Consider the following 20,431-nt stretch of genomic DNA (forward strand, 5'->3'; position numbering starts at 1 on the left):
TCACCCGATCCGATTACCGTTGGACAATCACTCGGGTCCCCGGCTGGACCATATCGTAAAGCTCCTCGACGTCCTCGAGGTACATTCGAAAACAACCACTCGACGCATTGGTTCCGATGGAGGACGGGTCGTTGGTACCGTGGATGCGCAGCAGCCCATCGGCAAGGTATATCGCTCGGGTCCCTAGCGGATTGTTGGGGCCTGGCTTCACGACCGCTGGAAGCCTCGGGTTCTTCTGACGCATGCTGGCCGTTGGCCGCCATTCGGGATGCATTCGCTTCGACACCACCCGCGTCGTTCCGTACCATTGCTTGCCTTCGCGGCCGACGGCTATGGGGTAAACGAACTGCTCTCCGTTTGCTGTCGTATAAATAAGTGTGTGTTCGCGCGTGGCGATCACGATGTTTCCTCTAGCGCTTCGCGTCGAGGGTGCCCTGCGATCATACAGGGGTTCCTCATAGCCAGGGGCGGGGTCGTAATAGGGCGGAGGTGGATACGGGCTGTAGGGGTCATCATAGCCGTAGCCCCCGTATTCGTCGTATCCATCATACGGTTCATAAACTTGGGCGCGGGCCTGAACCACCGTTAGCAAAACGGCCACCGCAAGGAGAGCCAGCAATCTCATTTTTCGCCATCCGCCTGTCTATCAAGCGGTATTGGTCCCAACTCTATGGCGTCACTATGGCGGACCGGTGCGACGATGTTGAACGCATGCTGCAAAGGCGCATGGGAAAACCAATAATTGCGAGCGCGCCTCATCTAAACCTATGCTGCGAAGAACACTCAATTCGAAGAGATCCAGAATGACTGTTAGCAACTTCATCACCTTCGGCATCGATGGCGTCGAACCGGAGTTGGGCGCGCCCGAACCCGGTCGGATCATCTCCGGCGATCCGCAGTTCCGGACCTGGAATCTGGAGGAGGCCGAAGGCGGCCTCTATTGCGGCATCTGGGAGGCGACGCCCGGCAAATGGCGGATCGTTTACGAGGAATGGGAATATTTCAGCCTGCTGTCCGGCCATTCGATCGTCACCGAAGACGGCGGCGAGCCGGTTCATCTGAAGGCGGGTGACCGGATGATCCTCAGACCCGGCTTCAAGGGAACCTGGGAAGTCGTTGAAACGACTCGCAAGGACTATGTGATCAGGCTTTGAGCGGCGGCTGCAGATCGGCTGTGATGATGCCGGGCCTGTCCCGGTTTGCGGCGATTATGCGCCGGTTCTCCTGAAAAGACCGCTTCGCATTTGCGGATAGACGGCATTTGATCTTTCCCATTAATGGGACCTACATCGTCAAATGCTAGAGCTTACCTGCAGCGCATTGCGGACATGATGTCTCCTGCCGTCACAACAGACATGGCCTTGCAATTCATCTTTTCGGGATTGGCATGTCGTCGAATCTTGCGGGTAGGCACGTTCGCACCCAAACCTCTTCCATCATTGCGACAACGGTCTGCTTCCTTCTGGTAGCCCTCGTTCTCACAGGCCTCATGGCCCATGTCGTCGCGACTATGACCCGGTCGGCGAACGGGATCGACGATGCCCGCGCCACTCGCGCCGCCCGCGCCGCGATCGCAGCCTTTGTCGCCCGCCTCGGTGCGACAACGACGGATAATGCCGTCTGGGACGATGCCTATCGTGCGGCTTCCTCTCCGAATGCTGCGGATTGGGCCTATGAGAATTGGGGAAAGACCAGCGAGGATTACCCGCTTTACGACGGTGCGATCGTAATCGGACCCGACCGGACGTCGATCGTGTCGGCCTATGCCAAGGGCAAGCCCTTCGAGCCCGCCGCGTTCTTCGGCAGGGCCTTTTATCAGCAGATCAATGTGGCCGCCGATCCGGCGAAGGCGCCGTTGGTTAATTTCATCAAGACCGAAACCGGTATCGCGCTGATCGCATCGCAGGCAATCCAACCTTTCGATGACGTTGCCGACACTGCAAAATTCAGCACGCTGAGCTTTTACAAGGAATTCACGTCTGAAGTCCTCGATATGCTGTCGAATCAACACGAGCTTGACGGTTTGCGCCTGGAGAAGGTTCCGACGCCGGAATTCCTGAACGCCCCGATCACAGACATGAAGGGTGCGGTCATCGGCTATCTCGTCTGGCCCAGCAAGGCGCCCGGAAGCACGGTGTTCCATCAGGTGACGCCTTACATCGCGGCCGCCATCGTTATCCTCGTGCTGTTCCTGGTCGGTGTTCTGATGGTCGGCGCGTCCGAGGCGCGGCGTCTGCGCCAGCTGGCGCAGGCAGCGCTTTACGAAGCGGGCCACGATAGTCTGAGCGGCCTGTTGAACAGACAGGGGCTGCTCAGCCTGCTCGAAGAGCTGCAGGATCCGGCCTCAACGCCGCCCCGGCTCTATCTGGTCGATCTCGATGGCTTCAAGGCCGTCAACGATGCCTGGGGGCATGCCGTCGGCGATGACCTGATCCGCCTGGTCTCGAAGGCGTTGACGGCCTGCCATCCGGAAGTCGTCGCCGCCGCCAGGCTGGGGGGCGACGAGTTTGCGCTGGTGCATGTTGGCGCTGCCACCTGCGATGAGATGGAGAGGGCCGTTCTGGCGCTGTTTGCCGAGCCCTTCAACATCGATGGGCGGACAATCGAGGTCGGCGCAAGCATCGGAGCTGCCGCGCGAGACGGAGACATCGAGCCCCTGGAGCTTCTGCGCAGAGCGGACATGGCGCTTTATCGCGCCAAGGCAAATGGCAGAGGCCAAGCGATCGAATACGACCCCGAGCTCGACCGTGAGCGCCAGCGGGTCGCCGAGCTGGAGACCCTCCTGAAGAGCGCCATCGGCGCCGGTACGATCGAAGCCGTCTTCCAGCCTCTCGTCTCTGCCTCGACCGGCACGGTGACCGGTCTTGAAGCGCTGGCGCGCTGGCGAACGGCGGCCGGCAATGTCAGCCCGGAGGTCTTCATTCCGCTCGCGGAAAGATGTGGTCTCATTGATGCGCTCGGCGCGCACATGCTGAGAACATCGGTCGCGCATGCCAAGAACTGGCCGGACCTGGCGCTGTCGGTCAATGTTTCGCCGGTCCAGCTCTGCAATCCGGAATTTGCCGCCGAAGTGATCTCGGTCCTGCGGGAACTCGATTTCGACCCGAAGCGCCTGACATTGGAGATCACCGAAGGCGTTCTGATGACGAATTCCGATCAGGCCCGGCGCTCGATCGACCAGCTCAAACGCGTCGGCATCAAGTTCGCGCTCGACGACTTCGGCTGCGGTTACGCCAGCATCGGCGCATTGCGGCAATTCGGCTTCGATCGCATGAAGATCGACCGCTCGCTCGTCTCCGCGCTCGACGAAGGCGCAAAGGGCGCCGATGTTCTTCGGGCAACCATCTCGCTGGCGACCGCCCTGCAGATCCCCGTTACCGCCGAAGGCATCGAGAATTCGCGCCAGGCGGCGATCCTGCGGGACGCCGGATGTGATCAGCTTCAAGGCTATCTGATGGGAAAACCCATGTCGGCCCGCGACATCTCCGGCAAGCTGCAGGAAGAGGCCGCCGCCTAAACATGTCTTACAAGAGTGTTTAGCGCGTCGGATTCAACCGGCACGCCGCACGGGTCCTCCAGTCGCCGAGGGTCAAGCCTCGGGATCACCACTGCAAATCCAGCCGCTCCAGCCCGTGGAAATGGTAGACGTCCTTGACCACGGGCGTCTTCGCGAGCCTCAGGCCGGCAAGCCGCTCGAACAGGATCGGCAGCACGACGTTGAGCTCCAGCCGCGCCAGCGGCGCGCCGATGCAGAAATGGATGCCGGCGCCGAAGGAGAGGTTGGGCGCCTCGCTGCGGTCGGGCCGGAAGGCGAGCGGATCGCTGAATTTCGCCGGGTCGAGATTGGCGGCGGCGAGGATGAGGCTGACCTTGTCGCCGCGCTTGAACGAGACGCCGTCGATTTCGGCGGGCTCGAGCGCCCAGCGCTGGAAGATGTGAACTGGCGCGCAGATGCGTAGCGTCTCCTCGACCGTGCGCTCCGCCGTCGTCTCGTCGCGGAAGAGCGTCGCCGGATCCGAGCCGCTGTCGAGGATGGTGCGCACGGAATTGCCGATCTGGTGCACGGTCGCCTCATGGCCGGCGTTGAGCAGCACGATCGTCGTCGAGATCAGCTCTTCCTCGGTGAGATATTGGCCCTTGTGTTCGGTATGAATCATGTGGGTGAGCAGGTCGTCGCGCGGCGCTGCGCGGCGCTCGGCGATGACGGTCCTGACATAGGCGGAAAATTCCTTCGCCGCCCGTTCGGCCTCTTCCTCCTGGGCGCGCGTGCGGCCGAACATGTACATGCGGACATAGGCGTGCGACCAGGCGAGCAGCTGCGGCCCCATCTCCTCGGGAATGCCGATCATGCGGGCGATCATCGTCACCGGGATGATGTCGGCAAAAGCCGAGAGCAGTTCGACCTCGCGCTTGTCGGCGAAGCCGTCGATCAGCCGGTTGGCGAGCTCGGCAAGCTCCGGCTTCATCCTCTCGACATGGCGCGAGACGAAGGCGCGGTTGACGAGGGTGCGCAACCGCGTGTGCTCCGGCGGTTCGAGTTCGAGCAGGGAATAACGTTCGGAGAGATCGAAATTTTCAAGATGCGGCATCGGCTCGGCAAGGCCGAGCTCCTCGCGGCTGGCGATATGCAGGATCTGCCGGCCGAAGCGGCGGTCGCGCAACAGCCCGTTCACATGGTCGTAGCCGGTGAAGAACCACTGTTTCTGCTCGGTCCAGTAGAAGGTCGGGCAATGAGCGTGAAGCGCGGCATAGACGGCATTCGGATTGCCATAAAAGGCCGGGTTGCGCGCGTCCAGCGAGACATGGCGGCTGGCCTGATCGATCGAAAGAAAGGGCGGTATCGTCATGCCCCGAGGCTTAGCGGATTTGCCGGGCCTCGAAAAGATGCGGATCAGGAGAGCCGGCCGGAAACAAAGCTTGTCCGATCGGAGGCGCCGGCGACATTAAGATCCGTGTCTAAGCTCAAGGATTGATTCTATTTTCACGCGGCGGCTAACGCATGTCCCGGAAGTGTGCAGCGGTTCCGGGACAACGACATGCATAAAAAACAAAGAGCTAAAGCGCGTCGATGCGCTTTAGCCGGCCCGCGACAGTGTGCCCATGCGCCGCAGCGCCTCGACCTGATCATCGACCGTCGGCACGAGTTCGCCGGCAGTGGGGCTCGGGGTGGCCGGCGCCGGGGCCGCCGCTTCCGCTTCGCCGAAGGTGACCGTGCAGTTGCGGCCGGCGGCCTTGGCGGCATAGAGCGCCCGGTCGGCGGCCGAAATCAGCTTGTCGATATTGGCTTCGATCGAGGCGGCGAGCGCAATGCCGATACTGACGGTAACCGGAACGATCGCTTCGCCGGTGGCGACGGGAAGGCGGCAGAATTCGGTGCGGATCGCTTCGGCGATCGCCTCGGCTTCCATCTGGTCGGAGACGGCGGCAAAGGCGGCGAATTCCTCGCCGCCCATGCGGCCGAAGATGTGGTTTGGAATATACTGCCGGGCCATGCGCGCGAAGGCGGTGAGCACCGCGTCGCCGGACTGGTGGCCGAAGCGGTCGTTGACGCGCTTGAAATGGTCGAGGTCGAATAGGATCACCGCGACCTGCCGCTGTTCGCTATGGGCTCTTTCCTGAATGGTCTCGAAATAGCCGAGCAGGCCGCGGCGGTTGAGCACGCCCGTGAGTGAATCGGTCAGTGTCATTGTCCGCAGATGCCGTTCGGAGCGTTCCATGACCAGCCGGCAGGTAAGCGCGAAGGCGATGGTGAGCAGGAAGGCGCTCGCCATTGCCGAGACGCCGCCGAGATTGGTCGCGTCGATATCGCTGGGCAGCGTTACCGCCATCGTCAACGCCGAGCCGAAACACAGGCAGCCCTGTATGACGAACACGCCCATCAGCTTGATGCGGGTGCGCTCGCGGCGCATGTCGCCGGCGGCGACAGCCATGGCCAGCGCCGTCGCGCCGGTCGCCGAAGCGAGATTGTAGAGCACGACGCGGTTTGAATAGTCGGTGTTGACCCACGGCAGGAACACCCCGGCCAGCCAGATTGCAGGAGGCAGCAGCGCCCACCATTCGATCTTCTTGCGGTCGAGCGCCAGAAAACCCGCCACCCAGGCGCTCTGGCCGAGCAGGGCGATGGCATTGCCGATCTCGACGGACACCAGGCTGGGGACTTGGCCGCGCAGCGCGATCATCGCAAAGCCGATGCCGGTCAGAAGAAAGCCGAGGCCCCAATAGAGATAGGCTTCGTTCCTGACGTTGTGGCGCCAGGCGACGAAAAGCACCAGAGCGAGTGTCATGGCCTCCGAACACCAGATGGCGAGACCTGTAGCGATATTGAACACGGCAGCAACCCCTTGCCCGTCGACCTTGTCTGTTGGGGCGCATCCTTGCCGAGGAAGCTCGCCACTTCCTTAATGCTGTTGCGTTGCGGCATGATTTCCAGCCGGTATCTGGCGGTAGGCTTTCCGTTGGGTAAACGTATGTGAGCGCTGCCGGATGGAGTAAGCTTTCCTTCATCCTGTCATGGAGAAAAGCCGGGGGAGACGCCGCCGGGGGCTCGCGGTCATCAGCCATTTACGGGAAAGAGGCTGCTGGCGCCGAAGCTCGATGCATGTCGCCCGGAAGTGTGCAGCGGTTCCCGGATGACGACATGCATCAAAGAGGAGCCCGCCGTGCCCCGTCTTCTTAACGTTATCCTCATGCGTGTCTTGAAGAGGAGGGCACGGACACTCTATGTAGGGATATGGCATTTTCTTTGATTCCCGGCGGCCGCCGGCATGACGTTGACAAAGGACGCACATGAGAAACCCAGTTGATACCGCAATGGCCCTCGTGCCGATGGTCGTGGAACAGACCAACCGCGGTGAACGCTCCTACGACATCTATTCCCGCCTGTTGAAGGAACGCATCATTTTCCTGACTGGCGCCGTCGAGGATCACATGGCGACGCTCGTCTGCGCCCAGCTGCTCTTCCTCGAGGCCGAAAACCCGAAGAAGGAAATCGCCCTCTACATCAATTCGCCCGGTGGCGTCGTCACCGCCGGCATGGCGATCTACGATACGATGCAGTTCATCAAACCGGCGGTTTCGACGCTTTGCATCGGCCAGGCCGCGTCCATGGGCTCGCTGCTGCTGGCCGCCGGCCACAAGGACATGCGCTTCGCCACGCCGAACTCCCGCATCATGGTGCATCAGCCCTCGGGCGGCTTCCAGGGCCAGGCTTCCGACATCGAGCGCCACGCCCGCGATATCCTCAAGATGAAGCGACGGCTGAACGAGGTCTATGTGAAGCACACCGGCCGCAGCTACGAGGAAGTTGAAAAGACCCTCGATCGTGACCATTTCATGGATGCGGACGAAGCCCAGGGCTGGGGCGTGATCGACAAGGTTCTGACGTCCCGCCTCGAAATGGAAGGCGAGCAGGCCTAGTAATAAATTGGGATGGTGTTTTTGCCGCCACAGTTCTATCTCATTTGTGATCGAACAAGGCTTTCAACTGGCGACGAAGACGCTAATAGTAACTATTAATGCTATGTTGAATTTTTGTGACATAGCATTTGGCATTCGAAGGGGATTCGTTGCCGCCGGAACCAGGACATGGTTGACTGGAACCGGTTCGTAGCCCCTGAAGCCCTTCTCGGCAAAGGCTCCGGAAACGGAGTGCCGCCAGGAGCTGATAGAGTGGACCGCGATTTCGCCTTGAAATGCGGCGTGCTGGAAGGAAAATGATATGAGCAAGGTCAGCGGCAGCAACGGCGGCGACTCCAAGAACACCCTCTATTGTTCGTTCTGCGGAAAGAGCCAGCACGAAGTCCGGAAGCTGATTGCCGGACCGACCGTCTTCATCTGCGATGAATGCGTCGAATTGTGCATGGACATCATCCGCGAGGAAAACAAGTCCTCGATGGTCAAGTCCCGCGATGGCGTTCCGACGCCCCAGGACATCATCAAGGTCCTCGACGAATATGTCATCGGCCAGCGGCAGGCGAAGAAGATCCTGTCTGTCGCCGTTCACAACCATTACAAGCGCCTGGCGCACGCTTCCAAGAACGGCGAAGTCGAGCTGGCGAAGTCGAACATCATGCTGGTCGGCCCGACCGGCTGCGGCAAGACCTATCTTGCCCAGACGCTGGCCCGGATCATCGACGTTCCCTTCACCATGGCCGATGCGACGACGCTGACCGAAGCCGGCTATGTCGGCGAGGACGTCGAAAACATCATCCTGAAGCTCCTGCAGGCGGCTGACTACAATGTCGAACGCGCCCAGCGCGGCATCGTCTACATCGACGAAGTCGACAAGATTTCGCGCAAGTCCGACAACCCGTCGATCACCCGCGACGTCTCGGGCGAGGGCGTGCAGCAGGCGCTTCTGAAGATCATGGAAGGAACGGTCGCTTCCGTTCCGCCGCAGGGCGGCCGCAAGCACCCGCAGCAGGAATTCCTGCAGGTCGACACGACGAACATCCTGTTCATCTGCGGCGGCGCCTTCGCCGGTCTCGACAAGATCATCTCTGCCCGCGGGGAGAAGACCTCGATCGGCTTCGGCGCCACCGTCAAGGCTCAGGACGACCGCCGCGTCGGCGAAGTCCTGCGCGAGCTGGAGCCGGAAGACCTGGTCAAGTTCGGCCTCATTCCCGAATTCATCGGCCGTCTGCCGGTTCTGGCGACGCTCGAGGATCTCGATGAGGATGCGCTGATCCAGATCCTGTCCGAGCCGAAGAACGCGCTGATCAAGCAGTACCAGCGCCTGTTCGAGATGGAAGACGTCGAACTGACCTTCCACGAGGACGCGCTGCGCGAAATCGCCCGCAAGGCGATCGTGCGCAAGACCGGCGCCCGCGGCCTCCGTTCGATCATGGAGAAGATTCTTCTCGACACGATGTTCGAACTGCCGACGCTGGAAGGTGTGCGCGAGGTCGTCATCTCGGAGGAAGTGGTGCGCGGTTCGGCCCGTCCGCTCTATATCTATGCCGACCGTCAGGAAGAAAAGGCCAACGCTTCGGCGTGACCTTGCACTTTCGCACCATTATTTTGGGGGCTTGCCATCGGCAGGCCCCTTTCTATTTGAAAAATCATGTGAGGCGTTGTTAATATTTTGCCGGTGGGACCGGAATTGCCTTTGCCGATGTTGCGCAGGGGTAATGCTTGGCAATGATGGGATGATCTCGTAAGCCTTTTCTGGCGTTGTATTGAGCCTGGTCGGAAATGGTAAGCGCCGGTCCAGCTAGGCGCTTCATAGTGTTGACGTTCCGTTGTAACAAAGCTGTCACATCCCGGGGAACGCGGGCGTTAGCGTGGCTTGAAAAGCGTAGTCAGAACCTCCACTTGTAGAGCCAAGTGAGAGCCGGCCGGTCCCAAGCGGCCGTGCAGAGAGCCCGGTAACGGGACGATGGAAAGGACAAAAAAATGACGAAGAAAACGTCTGTAGCGAGCAGCACTGCCTACCCTGTTTTGCCTTTGCGCGACATCGTGGTGTTCCCGCATATGATCGTGCCGCTGTTCGTCGGACGGGAAAAATCGATCCGTGCGCTCGAAGAGGTCATGGGCTCCGACAAGCAGATCATGCTGGTGACGCAGATCAACGCCAGCGACGATGATCCGGACCCTTCGGCGATCCACAATGTCGGCACGGTCGCCAATGTGCTGCAGCTGCTTAAGCTGCCCGACGGCACCGTCAAGGTTCTGGTCGAAGGCCGCGCTCGCGCCGAGATCGACACCTATACCAGCCGCGAAGATTTTTATGAGGCGCTCGGCCATGTGCTCGAGGAGCCGCATGACGATCCTGTCGAGCTGGAAGCTCTTTCGCGCTCGGTCGTTTCCGAATTCGAGAGCTATGTAAAGCTCAACAAGAAGATTTCGCCCGAAGTGGTTGGCGCTGCCAGCCAGATCGACGACTATTCCAAGCTTGCCGATACAGTCGCCTCGCACCTGTCGATCAAGATCACCGAGAAGCAGGAGATGCTGGAGACGACCAGCGTCAAGGCTCGCCTCGAAAAGGCTCTCGGCTTCATGGAAGGCGAGATCTCGGTTCTGCAGGTCGAAAAGCGCATCCGTTCGCGCGTCAAGCGCCAGATGGAAAAGACCCAGCGCGAATACTACCTCAATGAGCAGATGAAGGCGATCCAGAAGGAGCTCGGCGACGGCGAGGAAGGCCGCGACGAGATGAGCGAACTGGAAGAGCGCATCGCCAAGACCAAGCTCTCCAAGGAGGCCCGTGAAAAGGCCGATGCGGAGCTGAAGAAGCTGCGCCAGATGAGCCCGATGTCGGCGGAAGCCACCGTCGTGCGCAACTATCTGGACTGGCTGCTCGGCATTCCCTGGGGCAAGAAGTCGAAGATCAAGGCCGATCTCAACAATGCCGAGAAGATCCTCGAAGCCGATCACTTCGGTCTCGACAAGGTCAAGGAGCGCATCGTCGAATATCTCGCCGTGCAGGCCCGCGCCACCAAGATCAAGGGCCCGATCCTCTGCCTCGTCGGCCCTCCGGGCGTCGGCAAGACCTCGCTCGCCCAGTCGATCGCCAAGGCGACCGGCCGTGAGTATGTCCGCATGGCGCTCGGCGGCGTTCGCGACGAAGCCGAAATCCGCGGTCACCGCCGCACCTATATCGGCTCGATGCCCGGCAAGGTCATCCAGTCGATGAAGAAGGCGAAGAAGTCCAACCCGCTCTTCCTGCTCGACGAGATCGACAAGCTCGGCCAGGACTATCGCGGCGATCCGTCCTCTGCTCTGCTCGAAGTGCTCGATCCGGCGCAGAACTCGACCTTCATGGACCACTACCTCGAAGTCGAATACGATCTGTCCGATGTGATGTTCATCACCACGGCGAACACGCTGAACATTCCGGCGCCGCTGATGGACCGCATGGAAATCATCCGCATCGCCGGCTACACCGAGGATGAAAAGCGCGAGATCGCCAAGCGGCACCTGCTGCCGAAGGCCATCAAGGAACATGCGTTGCAGCCGGAAGAATTCTCGGTCAGCGACGACGCCCTGATGGCGATCAGCCAGCAGTATACCCGCGAAGCCGGTGTCCGCAGCTTCGAACGCGAATTGATGAAGCTCGCCCGCAAGGCGGTCACCGAGATCATCAAGGGCAAGACGAAGTCCGTTCACGTGACGGCCGCCAACATCGCCGATTACCTCGGCGTCCCGCGCTTCCGTCACGGCGAAGCCGAGGGCGAGGATCAGGTCGGCGTCGTTACCGGTCTTGCCTGGACGGAAGTCGGCGGCGAGCTGCTGACCATCGAAGGCGTGATGATGCCGGGCAAGGGCCGCATGACGGTCACCGGCAATCTGAAGGACGTCATGAAGGAATCGATCTCGGCAGCGGCTTCCTATGTCCGTTCGCGCGCCGTCGATTTCGGCATCGAGCCGCCGATGTTCGAAAAGAACGACATCCACGTGCACGTGCCGGAAGGCGCGACGCCGAAGGATGGCCCCTCGGCCGGCGTCGCCATGGCGACCGCCATCGTCTCGATCATGACCGGCATCCCGGTCAACAGGCACGTGGCCATGACCGGTGAGATCACCCTTCGCGGCCGTGTGCTGCCGATCGGCGGTCTCAAGGAAAAGCTGCTCGCGGCGCTCCGCGGCGGCATCAAGAAGGTGCTGATTCCGGAAGAGAACGCCAAGGATCTGGCGGAGATCCCGGACAATGTGAAGAACAGCATGGAGATCATCCCGGTCTCCCGCATGGGCGAGGTGATCAAGCACGCGCTCGTCCGCCGGCCCGAGCCGATCGAGTGGGATGGCACGGTGGAAACGCCGGTGATCACATCGGTCGAAGGCCTTGATGAGACGGGCGCAACCATAGCGCATTGAGTGGCGCTTGCCACATTTATGCCCATTTGGCGCAAAAGACGCAAAAAGGCTGGCGGAAACGCCAGCCTTTTTTGTGAAAACGTCATGGAGACGCTTGCTTTTCCTTGATTTGCAGGGCTTTTGGGTTCCCGGCGGGCCTGATGAAACCTATTCTGCGCCTAGCTTACATTTGAGTCGTTTCATACCATTTAGAAAGGGGTGGAAACATGAACAAGAATGAACTCGTGTCCGCAGTGGCCGAAAAGGCAGGACTGACGAAGTCTGACGCGGCTTCCGCTGTCGACGCGGTTTTCGACGTTGTCCAGGCTGAACTCAAGAACAAGGGCGACATCCGCCTCGCAGGGTTCGGCAGCTTCACCGTTTCTCATCGTGCCGCATCGAAGGGCCGCAACCCGTCCACCGGCGCTGAAGTCGATATTCCGGCTCGCAACGTGCCGAAGTTCACGCCCGGCAAGGGCCTGAAGGACGCCGTCAACGGCTGATTTGAGATTATCCGCCAGCCGTAAACGAGACCGGCTGTGTAGGGTTTTTTTGAGAGGGGTTCGGCATTGCCGGGCCCCTTTTCGTTATGGCCGCTTGCCGCATACGGCACTTTGTTTTACCACGGAGCTGTTCTCAGGGCGGGGTGAAACTCCCCACCGGCGGTAAGGGCTGCGGCCCGAGCCCGCGAGCGTCTTCCCAAGCTTCGGTTAGGGAGGGGTCAGCAGATCCGGTGCGATTCCGGAGCCGACGGTATAGTCCGGATGAAAGAGAATGAGCATGGCCGCGCGCGGGCAGGGGACTGCCGGCCTCAGCGTGTCGTCGCCTCATGCGTCCTGATTTATGTTGGTCCCAGGTTTCGGATGAAAGACATGAATCAGAATTCCCTTGCAGTCTCGCAATCGCGCGCCCTTGCCGGCGCAACTTTCATGGTGCTTGGAGGCGTGGCCTTTTCGCTCCTCAACGTCGTCACCCAGTGGCTGACCATGAAGCTCGCCTTTCCTCCGGCCTCGGCGGCCTTCTGGCAATATGCCTACGCCTTCCTTTTCTCCTTGCCCTTCCTGCGCAAGGCAGGTCTTTCGGCCATGCGCACCAACTATCCTTGGCGGCATGTCGTGCGCGTGGTCTTTGCCGCGCTCGGCGTCGCGGCCTGGGTTTCCGGCCTTGCTTCGGTGCCGATCTGGCAGGCGATTGCGCTCGTCATGACCTCGCCCTTCTTCATCATCCTCGGCGCCCGCCTGTTCCTCGGCGAGCGCGTCGGCGCCGCCTGATGGGCGGCCACCGCTGTCGGCTTTGCCGGCGCGATGATCATCCTGCAGCCATGGTCCGACAGCTTCACCTGGGCAGCATTGCTGCCGGTGCTCTCGGCGCTGCTCTGGGGCGCATCGTCGCTGATCACCAAGAGCCTGACCGGCATTGAGAAGCCGGAGACGATCACCGTCTGGCTGCTGGTGCTGCTGACGCCGATCAACGGCGGGCTGGCGCTTGCGGCGGGCCTTGCCGTGCCGACGGGTGCGACGCTAGCGCTCTTCCTGCTGGCGGGCCTCCTGACGGTCGTGGCGCAATATCTGCTGACCCTTGCCTATGCCAGCGCCGACGCTGCCTATGTGCAGCCGTTCGACGATCTGAAGCTGCCGCTCAATGTGCTCGCCGGCTGGCTGTTCTTCGGTTATGCGCCGGCCGGTTATCTCTGGCTGGGAGCCGGATTGATCCTCGCCGCATCGCTCTTCATCATGCGCAACGAGATCCGCCGGGAAAGGCAAGCGGCCTCCTCGTGAAAATGTCACGGACTGTCATGTCTCTGTCATGGCAGTCCCGCAGAAAACCCATGTTTCGACTATTCGACACATGGGGGATTTCATGACAATTTCATCGCGCAAGGCAGCGCTTGCTGCCGTGCTTCTCGCATCCGTCGCCCTTCCGGCCGCGGCCGAACCGGTTTTTAACCGCATCGCCTCTTTCCCGGTCGCCCAGAACCTGCCTGACGACAAGGACAAGCTCGCGGCGACATCGGCCGAAATCATCACCGCGACCGACGACGGCAAGACGCTGATCTACAGCGACAGCCCGCTCGGCGCGATCGGCTTCATCGACATCACCGATGCCAAGGCGCCGAAATCAGGCGGCGCGCTGATGATGGATGGCGAGCCGACATCGGTCACCTCGAGCGCCGGTAAGGCGCTCGTCGCCGTCAACACCTCCGAGAGCAAGGCGAAGCCCTCAGGCCGTCTGGCGATCGTCGACGTGGCGACCAAGAAGATCGAGAGCACCTGCGATCTCGGCGGCCAGCCGGATTCGATCGCCCTCAACAAGGACAAGACGCTCGGCACTATTGCAATCGAAAACGAGCGCGACGAAGACGTCAATGACGGCAAGATCCCGCAGATGCCGGCCGGCGACCTCGTCGTCTTCCAGGTTAAGAACGGCACTGTTGATTGCGGCAGCATCAAGCATGTGACGCTAACCGGTCTCGCCGGCGTTGCCCCTGAGGATCCGGAGCCGGAATTCGTCGCCTTCAACGGGCTGAACGAGATTGCCCTGACGCTGCAGGAAAACAACGAGATCGTCATCATCGACGCCAATACGGCCGAGGTGAAGACGCATTTCTCCGCCGGCAGCATCGATCTCACCGGCATCGACACCAAGCGTGATGGCGCCCTGAAATTCACCGGCGAATCGAAGGGCGTGCTGCGCGAGCCCGATGCCGTGAAGTGGCTGGACGACAACCGCCTCGTCGTTGCCGATGAAGGCGATTACCAGGGCGGCTCGCGCGGCTTCACCATCTTCGATAAGGCGGGCAAACTTCTCTACGAATCGGGCGCATCCTTCGAACGCGCCGTCGCCCATATCGGCCACTATCCGGAAAGCCGTTCGGGATCGAAGGGCGTCGAGCCGGAAGGCCTCGAAGCCGCCAAGTTCGGCGATGACCAATATTTCTTCCTGCTCGCCGAGCGCGCCTCGCTCGTCGGCGTCTATAAGGATACCGGTGCGGATCCCGAGCTCGTGCAGCTGCTGCCATCGGGCATTTCGCCGGAAGGCGCGGTCGCCATTCCCCAGCGCAATCTACTGGCGACAGCCAACGAACTCGACCTCGGCAAGGATGGCGGAGCACGCTCGCATGTGATGATCTACGAGCGTTCGGAAGGTGGGAAAGCCTATCCGCAGATCGTCTCCGCCGATAAGGACGGCAATCCGATCGGCTTCGCAGCCCTTTCCGGTCTCGCTGCCGTTCCCGGCAAGCCGGGCATGCTCTATGCCGTCAGCGACAGCGTTCTCGGCTCGCAGCCGACGATCTACACGATCGATGCCAGCACGAAGCCGGCCGTCATCACCGACGCCCTCGTCGTCAAGCGTGACGGCGCCCCGGCTCAGAAGCTCGACATCGAAGGCATCGCGGTCGCCGCCGACGGCTCCTTCTGGCTCGCCTCGGAAGGCTATGGCGAGCGTCTCGTCCCGCACGCCCTCTACAACGTCAACGCCAAGGGCGATATCAAGGCCGAGATCGCCCTGCCGAAGGAACTCGCCGCCAACGAAATCCGCTTCGGTTTCGAAGGTGTGACCATTATCGGCAGCGGCGACGATGCCACGCTCTGGATGGCGGTTCAGCGCGAGTGGGCCGACGACGAGAAGGGCTTCGTCAAGCTCGTCTCCTACAATCCGAAGAAGAAGGAATGGGGCGCCGTGCGCTATCCGCTCGACAAGACGGAAAGCGGCTGGGTCGGCCTGTCGGAAATTTCGGCTCAGGGCGACAGCGTCTACATCATCGAGCGCGACAACCTCGTCGGCGATGCCGCCAAGCTGAAGAAGCTCTACAAGGTGGCGATCTCGGAGCTGAAGCCCGCCAAGCTCGGCGGCGAACTTCCCGTCGTCAAGAAGACCGAAGCCCACGACTTCCTCGGCGAGTTGAAGACGGCGACCAACGGCTACGTGCTCGACAAGCTCGAAGGCTTCACCTTCGATGCATCGGGCAAACCCTACGCCGTCACCGACAACGACGGCGTCAGCGACTCCTCCGGCGAGACCTTGTTCTTCCCGGTTGATCTCAGCGCGACAAACTGAGTCGTCACAGACATACAAAAGAAGAAGCCGGGCGAAAGCTCGGCCTCTTCTCTTTGATGCCGTAACTCCTCACTTCCGTTATCACAGCCTTGATGCCGAGGACCCATGGGGCGTCCGCATTCGCAGTGAGGCGAGGGCATCCGACTGAAGAACATCTGCAAAGCAGAGGGCTTCGGCATGGATGCTCGGGTCAAGCCCGAGCATGACGGAGATTGGGGGGAAACGGGCGGCAGGAGGCGAGATGCTGTAGCAATTCCAATAGCCTGCGTGGTGCCGCGACGTCGGAGTTTGGCATGGACGCTTCCCCACACTTCGTCATCCTCGGCCTTGAGCCGAGGATCCATGCCGCGGCCTCTCACGCATGCGGGTGCATGCTCGGCTCAAGGCCGCGCATGAAGAAGGAGAGGCGTGAGGACGAGGTCGGCTCACCGATGCTTCGGCAGCCCCCAGCTCCAACCCTACCAGCGCTGATGCACATGCGGCGCGATCAACCGCGCATAAATCTCGCGTGTTGCCGCCATGACATCGGCCGAGAGCGGCGCCAGATCGGCGGCGGCCGCATTGGCCTTGGCCTGTTCGCCATTGCGGGCGCCTGGAATGACGACGGTGACGGCGTCGCTCATCAGAATCCAGCGCAGCGCAAAGGCGGCCATGGTCCCGCCGGCGGGCACCAGCTTGCGCACCTCTTCCACAGCCTGCAGGCCGACCTCGAATGGCACGCCGGCAAAGGTCTCGCCGACATCGAAGGCTTCGCCGTGGCGGTTGAAATTCCGGTGATCGTCGCTGGCAAAATGCGTCTCGCGGGTGATCTTGCCGGAGAGCAGGCCGCTTGCCAGCGGCACACGGGCGATGATCGCCACGTTCCTGCGGCGCGCCTCGGCGAAGAACAGGTGATCGGGGCGCTGGCGGAAAATGTTGTAGATGATCTGGATGCTGACGACGCCGGGATATTCGATAGCCTTCAGCCCGTCCTCGACCTTTTCGACGCTGACGCCGTAGCCCTTGATCTTGCCGGCCGTCTGCAGCGCGTCGAGACCTTCGAAGACCTCCGGCTGGTAAAACACTTCGCGCGGCGGGCAGTGCAACTGCACCAAGTCGAGGCTGTCGACGGAAAGGTTTTTCAGGCTGCGGTCGATGAAGCCTTCGAGATTGGCCTTGCTGTAGCCTTCGGCGATATGCGGATTGAGGCGGCGGCCCGCCTTGGTGGCGACCATCGGGCGCTTGCCGCCGCGCGCCTTCAGTACGTCGGCAATGATTTTTTCCGAGCGGCCGTCGCCATAGACGTCAGCCGTATCGATGAAGGTCATGCCGGCGTCGAGTGCGGCATTCAGCGCCGCGCGCCCGTCCGCTTCGCTGATATCGCCCCATGAGCCGCCGATCTGCCAGGCGCCGAAGCCGACATTGGTGACGGTGAAGGGCATACGTCCGAAAGCATGGTGTTTCATGAGAAATTCTCCCAATGCATGTTGTCCGGAAGTGTGCAGCGGTTCCGGGATAACGACATGCGTAAAAACAAAGAACTAAAGCGCGTCGCATGAACCAAGTTCAATGCGACGCGCTTTAGGTGATGAAAGATATTGGCCTATCAGCCGGGCGACTATGCGGCAATTGCCGATCCGGCCTTGATTGGTCGCTTCGATGAAATATCGTCAGCTTACAAGGCTTCAACCGCAATGGAATAGAAAAGGAAAAATCATGGAGATCAAACCCGCCGGCTCTCGCCCCTCGATGAAACCGCCGGCCGATTATTTCACCGGCGCCGTTCGCCAAGATCCGCTGATCGAGCCGCCGGCGCCCGCCCGGGTACGGGCAACCTCCGTCACCTTCGAACCCGGCGCCCGCACGGCCTGGCACACGCATCCGCTCGGCCAGACGCTGATCGTCACCTCGGGCAAGGGCCTTGCCCAGAGCTGGGGCGATGACATCCGCGAGATTCGCGCCGGCGACACCGTCTGGTTCGCGCCGGGCGAAAAACATTGGCACGGTGCTGGCCCGGACACGGCGATGACGCATATCGCCATACACGAGGCGCTGGACGGCAAACATGTCGACTGGATGGAGCATGTCAGCGACGCGCAATATTCCGGCGCGGTGTCGGCCGGTTAGAGCCGTTTCAGGCAATAGGAAAAATGCGCATGTGATTCGACGGTCAGGAACTCGAATTGCCAGCCATAATCCTTGCAGAATTTGGTGACCGCCTCGACGACGCCGTAGACGATCGGCTTGACCGTATTGCCGGTGCAGAAATCATGCCCGGCAATGCGCCCTGTCCGCTTCACTTTCTTTTCGCAGAGCAGCAGCTCCTGCCAGGTGAGTTCGAAGGAATGGTCGGTATCGATATAGGCCCAGTCGAGAAAGTCGTCCTCGAATTCGGCCAGCTTTTCGAGAGACGTGCCCTGCATCAGGTGCAGCCGCCCGGCCGCGATCTCGGCCGCGAATTGCGTGTGGATCGAATCGAGGCCGGAGCTGTAGCGGTCCATCGACCAGGGATCGATGAGGTAGAGCTGCGCCGGGCGGTTCTTTTCCAGGATTTCCGCCGTATATTCGCCGAAGGCGGCCCCCACCTCGACGCCGATGCCGCCATTCGGGATCCGGTAGAGCAACTCGCCGCGATCCGGCAACAGGCGGGCGTTTTCTATATGATGGGCGCTGAGTGGGGTGCGCGGCATGCTCGCCCTAAGCGCCTGCCTTTCTTCACGTGTCTTCATCTCTGATCTCGGATTGCGGGCGGTTGACGGCCCAGATGCGGGTCTGCGGGGAACGTAGGAGCAGGGGACCTCGATGACAACCACATGACGGGAATTTGCTTCTTTCGGACAAATCGCTAAGTTTCATTCGTGGACCGACGAAAAAGCCTCGGGAGGAGCGATTTCATGAGACGCATGTGGCCGGAAGAATTCAACGCCGTCTTCAACGGAGCCGAGGAGGTGATGTTGGAATCACCCGCCGAGGCCGGCGAAGCGCCGTTGCACCGGAAGGCGCTGAGGGCGCGCATCACCATGGAGGATTACGAGCGGATCTGGCCGCTCGCCGAGATGCGCTTCCGGCTGGGCGAAGGGAATCTGGCCGGCAAGGCCGTCACGCTGATCACCACCAATCCCCACTACCACGCCTGGCATCCGAAGGACGGCGGCAGCGTCGAGTCGGTCTCCGACAGCGGCCGCCACTTCAAGACGGATTATATCGTCGTGCATTTCCTGCTCGACGACGTCAAGGAAACCTCTCCCGCCTGATATGTCCAAGCCGGTGCCGGCCCGCGAGCCCGCACCGGCATCCGCATTCTGTTGACGCCGGCGTGATTCCGAGCCTGATGACAATCGCGGCGATATCGCTAAGTTTGCGGAAATTTCTCACCAAATTGGAGGTTCCCGTGACGGCGAACGTGCTGGATATTCCTGTCAAATCAGTGGATGGTCGTGAAACCACGCTCAACGACTACAAGGGCAGGGTGCTCTTGATCGTCAATGTCGCCTCGAAATGCGGGCTCACGCCGCAATATGAGGGGCTCGAAAAGCTCTACGGGGAAAAGCGCGAGCGCGGCTTCGTCATCGCCGCTTTCCCCGCCAACGATTTCAAGGGCCAGGAGCCCGGCACCGACGCCGAGATCCTCGATTTCTGCACCAGCACCTACGACGTCACCTTCCCGATCTTCTCGAAGATCTCGGTCAAGGGCGAGACCCAGCACCCGCTTTACCGGCAACTGATCAAATCAGGCGTGAAGACCACCGGCGACGGCCCGATGCGCGAACGGCTGAAAGCCCACGGCATATCAGCTGGCGACGAGGACGACATCCTCTGGAACTTCGAAAAATTCCTGATCGGCCGCGACGGTAAAGTCGTCGCCCGCTTCGCGCCTGACGTGACGGCAGATGATTCGCGGCTGGTTTCGGCAGTGGATAAGGAACTGGCAAAGGGATGAATGCCCTCGGGCTGCCAGGCGCTGAACGTCTTCAGATACCAAGCACGGTCACCATCGGAGGCGTAAAGTCCTTGAAGCCCAATCTCGGCCAGTCGCATCTCGCGTCAAAGCGCGCCTTTGGTTTGTGGCGCTGGCAGTTCGGCTTCGTCTTGAATGCATAGCCAGGCAGGCTGACATAGGTGGGACTTGGCGCGCCAACGGCAATCGCGATGCATAGCGTCAATGCGGAGATGAGAGTCCTCATGGCACCCCCCAGGCGTGAGAAACCTTCAAGCGCGGAGACTTTCCGGGCGGCGAATATTCCCACTTTTGCCGCCTCCCATCCATTCGCCCAATCGGAGGTGCCTCAGCAGCGGGAGTAGTCCGTTCTGGTGGAGGTCTCAGACGGCGAACGCATCAGAATCTGCCGGACGTCGCGCTGTTCTGGGGCGAAATGTCTTCCCCGAATCCACCTCGAAAGTGGGTACGAAGGAGCGCCGAGCGTCGGTCTGCGAGCCCGCGATATGACTTAGGTATTGATCGGACAGGAGAGAAAATGGTGGGCGATGAGAGACTCGAACTCCCGACATCCTCGGTGTAAACGAGGCGCTCTACCAACTGAGCTAATCGCCCATCGCGAGCGAAGCCGGATCGGCCTGCCGCGTTGGTGGCCGTGATCTATGC

Annotated in this window: 16 protein-coding genes, 1 tRNA gene, 1 pseudogene and 1 riboswitch; of the genes and pseudogenes, 11 read left to right on the forward strand and 7 right to left on the reverse strand. The window is 61.1% G+C overall.

Features of this window, described 5'->3' with window-relative positions; all coding sequences use genetic code 11:
- Nucleotides 1–13: 13 nt before the first annotated feature.
- On the reverse strand, nt 14–625 hold the full coding sequence (locus EFR00_RS12095; protein ID WP_039619072.1) for a L,D-transpeptidase: 612 nt from the start codon (nt 623–625) through the stop codon (nt 14–16).
- Between the two features lie 178 nt (nt 626–803).
- Here EFR00_RS12095 and EFR00_RS12100 point away from each other — a divergent pair, with 178 nt between their 5' ends.
- Nucleotides 804–1,154: a cupin domain-containing protein gene (locus tag EFR00_RS12100; protein ID WP_009989588.1), complete on the forward strand. Its 351-nt coding sequence runs from the start codon at nt 804–806 to the stop codon at nt 1,152–1,154.
- 233 nt (nt 1,155–1,387) lie between these two features.
- Nucleotides 1,388–3,517: a bifunctional diguanylate cyclase/phosphodiesterase gene (locus EFR00_RS12105; protein WP_077993326.1), complete on the forward strand. Its 2,130-nt coding sequence runs from the start codon at nt 1,388–1,390 to the stop codon at nt 3,515–3,517.
- A gap of 85 nt (nt 3,518–3,602) precedes the next feature.
- Here the strand turns inward: EFR00_RS12105 and EFR00_RS12110 are convergent, their stop codons facing one another.
- Together EFR00_RS12110 and EFR00_RS12115 are read right to left on the reverse strand one after the other, a co-directional pair.
- Nucleotides 3,603–4,847 carry a cytochrome P450 gene (locus EFR00_RS12110; protein WP_077993328.1) on the reverse strand — a complete coding sequence of 415 codons (1,245 nt, stop codon included), beginning with the start codon at nt 4,845–4,847 and terminating at the stop codon, nt 3,603–3,605.
- A gap of 228 nt (nt 4,848–5,075) precedes the next feature.
- Nucleotides 5,076–6,329, reverse strand: a complete 1,254-nt coding sequence (locus EFR00_RS12115; protein WP_077993330.1) for a GGDEF domain-containing protein — start codon at nt 6,327–6,329, stop codon at nt 5,076–5,078.
- A gap of 457 nt (nt 6,330–6,786) precedes the next feature.
- Here EFR00_RS12115 and clpP point away from each other — a divergent pair, with 457 nt between their 5' ends.
- The 6 genes and pseudogenes from clpP (at nt 6,787) to EFR00_RS12145 (ending at nt 15,849) form a co-directional block, all read left to right on the forward strand.
- Nucleotides 6,787–7,416 carry an ATP-dependent Clp endopeptidase proteolytic subunit ClpP gene (clpP, locus tag EFR00_RS12120; protein WP_038688182.1) on the forward strand — a complete coding sequence of 210 codons (630 nt, stop codon included), beginning with the start codon at nt 6,787–6,789 and terminating at the stop codon, nt 7,414–7,416.
- A 301-nt stretch (nt 7,417–7,717) separates the two neighbouring features.
- Entirely contained in the window at nt 7,718–8,995 is a 1,278-nt protein-coding gene (gene clpX / locus EFR00_RS12125) for an ATP-dependent Clp protease ATP-binding subunit ClpX (protein ID WP_004680013.1), read from the forward strand.
- Nucleotides 8,996–9,393: 398 nt separating this feature from the next.
- Nucleotides 9,394–11,811 carry an endopeptidase La gene (gene lon, locus EFR00_RS12130; RefSeq protein ID WP_077993333.1) on the forward strand — a complete coding sequence of 806 codons (2,418 nt, stop codon included), beginning with the start codon at nt 9,394–9,396 and terminating at the stop codon, nt 11,809–11,811.
- Nucleotides 11,812–12,017: 206 nt separating this feature from the next.
- Complete coding sequence (gene hupB, locus EFR00_RS12135) at nt 12,018–12,293, forward strand: DNA-binding protein HupB (RefSeq protein ID WP_003547346.1); 276 nt, start codon at nt 12,018–12,020, stop codon at nt 12,291–12,293.
- 125 nt (nt 12,294–12,418) lie between these two features.
- Nucleotides 12,419–12,570, forward strand: a riboswitch (FMN riboswitch).
- An 83-nt stretch (nt 12,571–12,653) separates the two neighbouring features.
- Nucleotides 12,654–13,568, forward strand: a pseudogene (locus EFR00_RS12140) (DMT family transporter).
- 82 nt (nt 13,569–13,650) lie between these two features.
- Nucleotides 13,651–15,849 carry an esterase-like activity of phytase family protein gene (locus tag EFR00_RS12145; RefSeq protein ID WP_077993436.1) on the forward strand — a complete coding sequence of 733 codons (2,199 nt, stop codon included), beginning with the start codon at nt 13,651–13,653 and terminating at the stop codon, nt 15,847–15,849.
- A 458-nt stretch (nt 15,850–16,307) separates the two neighbouring features.
- Here the strand turns inward: EFR00_RS12145 and EFR00_RS12150 are convergent, their stop codons facing one another.
- Nucleotides 16,308–17,294, reverse strand: coding sequence for an aldo/keto reductase (locus tag EFR00_RS12150; protein WP_077993335.1), 987 nt, complete (start codon nt 17,292–17,294; stop codon nt 16,308–16,310).
- A 250-nt stretch (nt 17,295–17,544) separates the two neighbouring features.
- Between EFR00_RS12150 and EFR00_RS12155 the strand changes: the two genes are divergently transcribed.
- A complete protein-coding gene (locus EFR00_RS12155) occupies nt 17,545–17,955 on the forward strand; it encodes a (R)-mandelonitrile lyase (protein ID WP_009995411.1) in 411 nt (136 codons plus the stop codon).
- Here EFR00_RS12155 and EFR00_RS12160 read toward each other — a convergent pair.
- Complete coding sequence (locus tag EFR00_RS12160; RefSeq protein WP_077993343.1) at nt 17,952–18,557, reverse strand: class I SAM-dependent methyltransferase; 606 nt, start codon at nt 18,555–18,557, stop codon at nt 17,952–17,954. The two genes, EFR00_RS12155 and EFR00_RS12160, sit on opposite strands and share 4 nt — an antisense overlap.
- 165 nt (nt 18,558–18,722) lie before the next feature.
- Between EFR00_RS12160 and EFR00_RS12165 the strand changes: the two genes are divergently transcribed.
- A complete protein-coding gene (locus tag EFR00_RS12165; RefSeq protein WP_009994650.1) occupies nt 18,723–19,082 on the forward strand; it encodes a hypothetical protein in 360 nt (119 codons plus the stop codon).
- A 137-nt stretch (nt 19,083–19,219) separates the two neighbouring features.
- A complete protein-coding gene (locus EFR00_RS12170; protein WP_009994648.1) occupies nt 19,220–19,768 on the forward strand; it encodes a glutathione peroxidase in 549 nt (182 codons plus the stop codon).
- 31 nt (nt 19,769–19,799) lie between these two features.
- Here EFR00_RS12170 and EFR00_RS12175 read toward each other — a convergent pair whose 3' ends face one another.
- Together EFR00_RS12175 and EFR00_RS12180 are read right to left on the reverse strand one after the other, a co-directional pair.
- Complete coding sequence (locus EFR00_RS12175) at nt 19,800–20,012, reverse strand: hypothetical protein (protein WP_077993439.1); 213 nt, start codon at nt 20,010–20,012, stop codon at nt 19,800–19,802.
- A gap of 292 nt (nt 20,013–20,304) precedes the next feature.
- A tRNA-Val gene (locus tag EFR00_RS12180) sits at nt 20,305–20,380 on the reverse strand.
- Nucleotides 20,381–20,431 lie beyond the last annotated feature (51 nt).

Source organism: Rhizobium sophoriradicis (genome assembly GCF_003939025.1).
GTDB classification, from domain to species: domain Bacteria; phylum Pseudomonadota; class Alphaproteobacteria; order Rhizobiales; family Rhizobiaceae; genus Rhizobium; species Rhizobium sophoriradicis.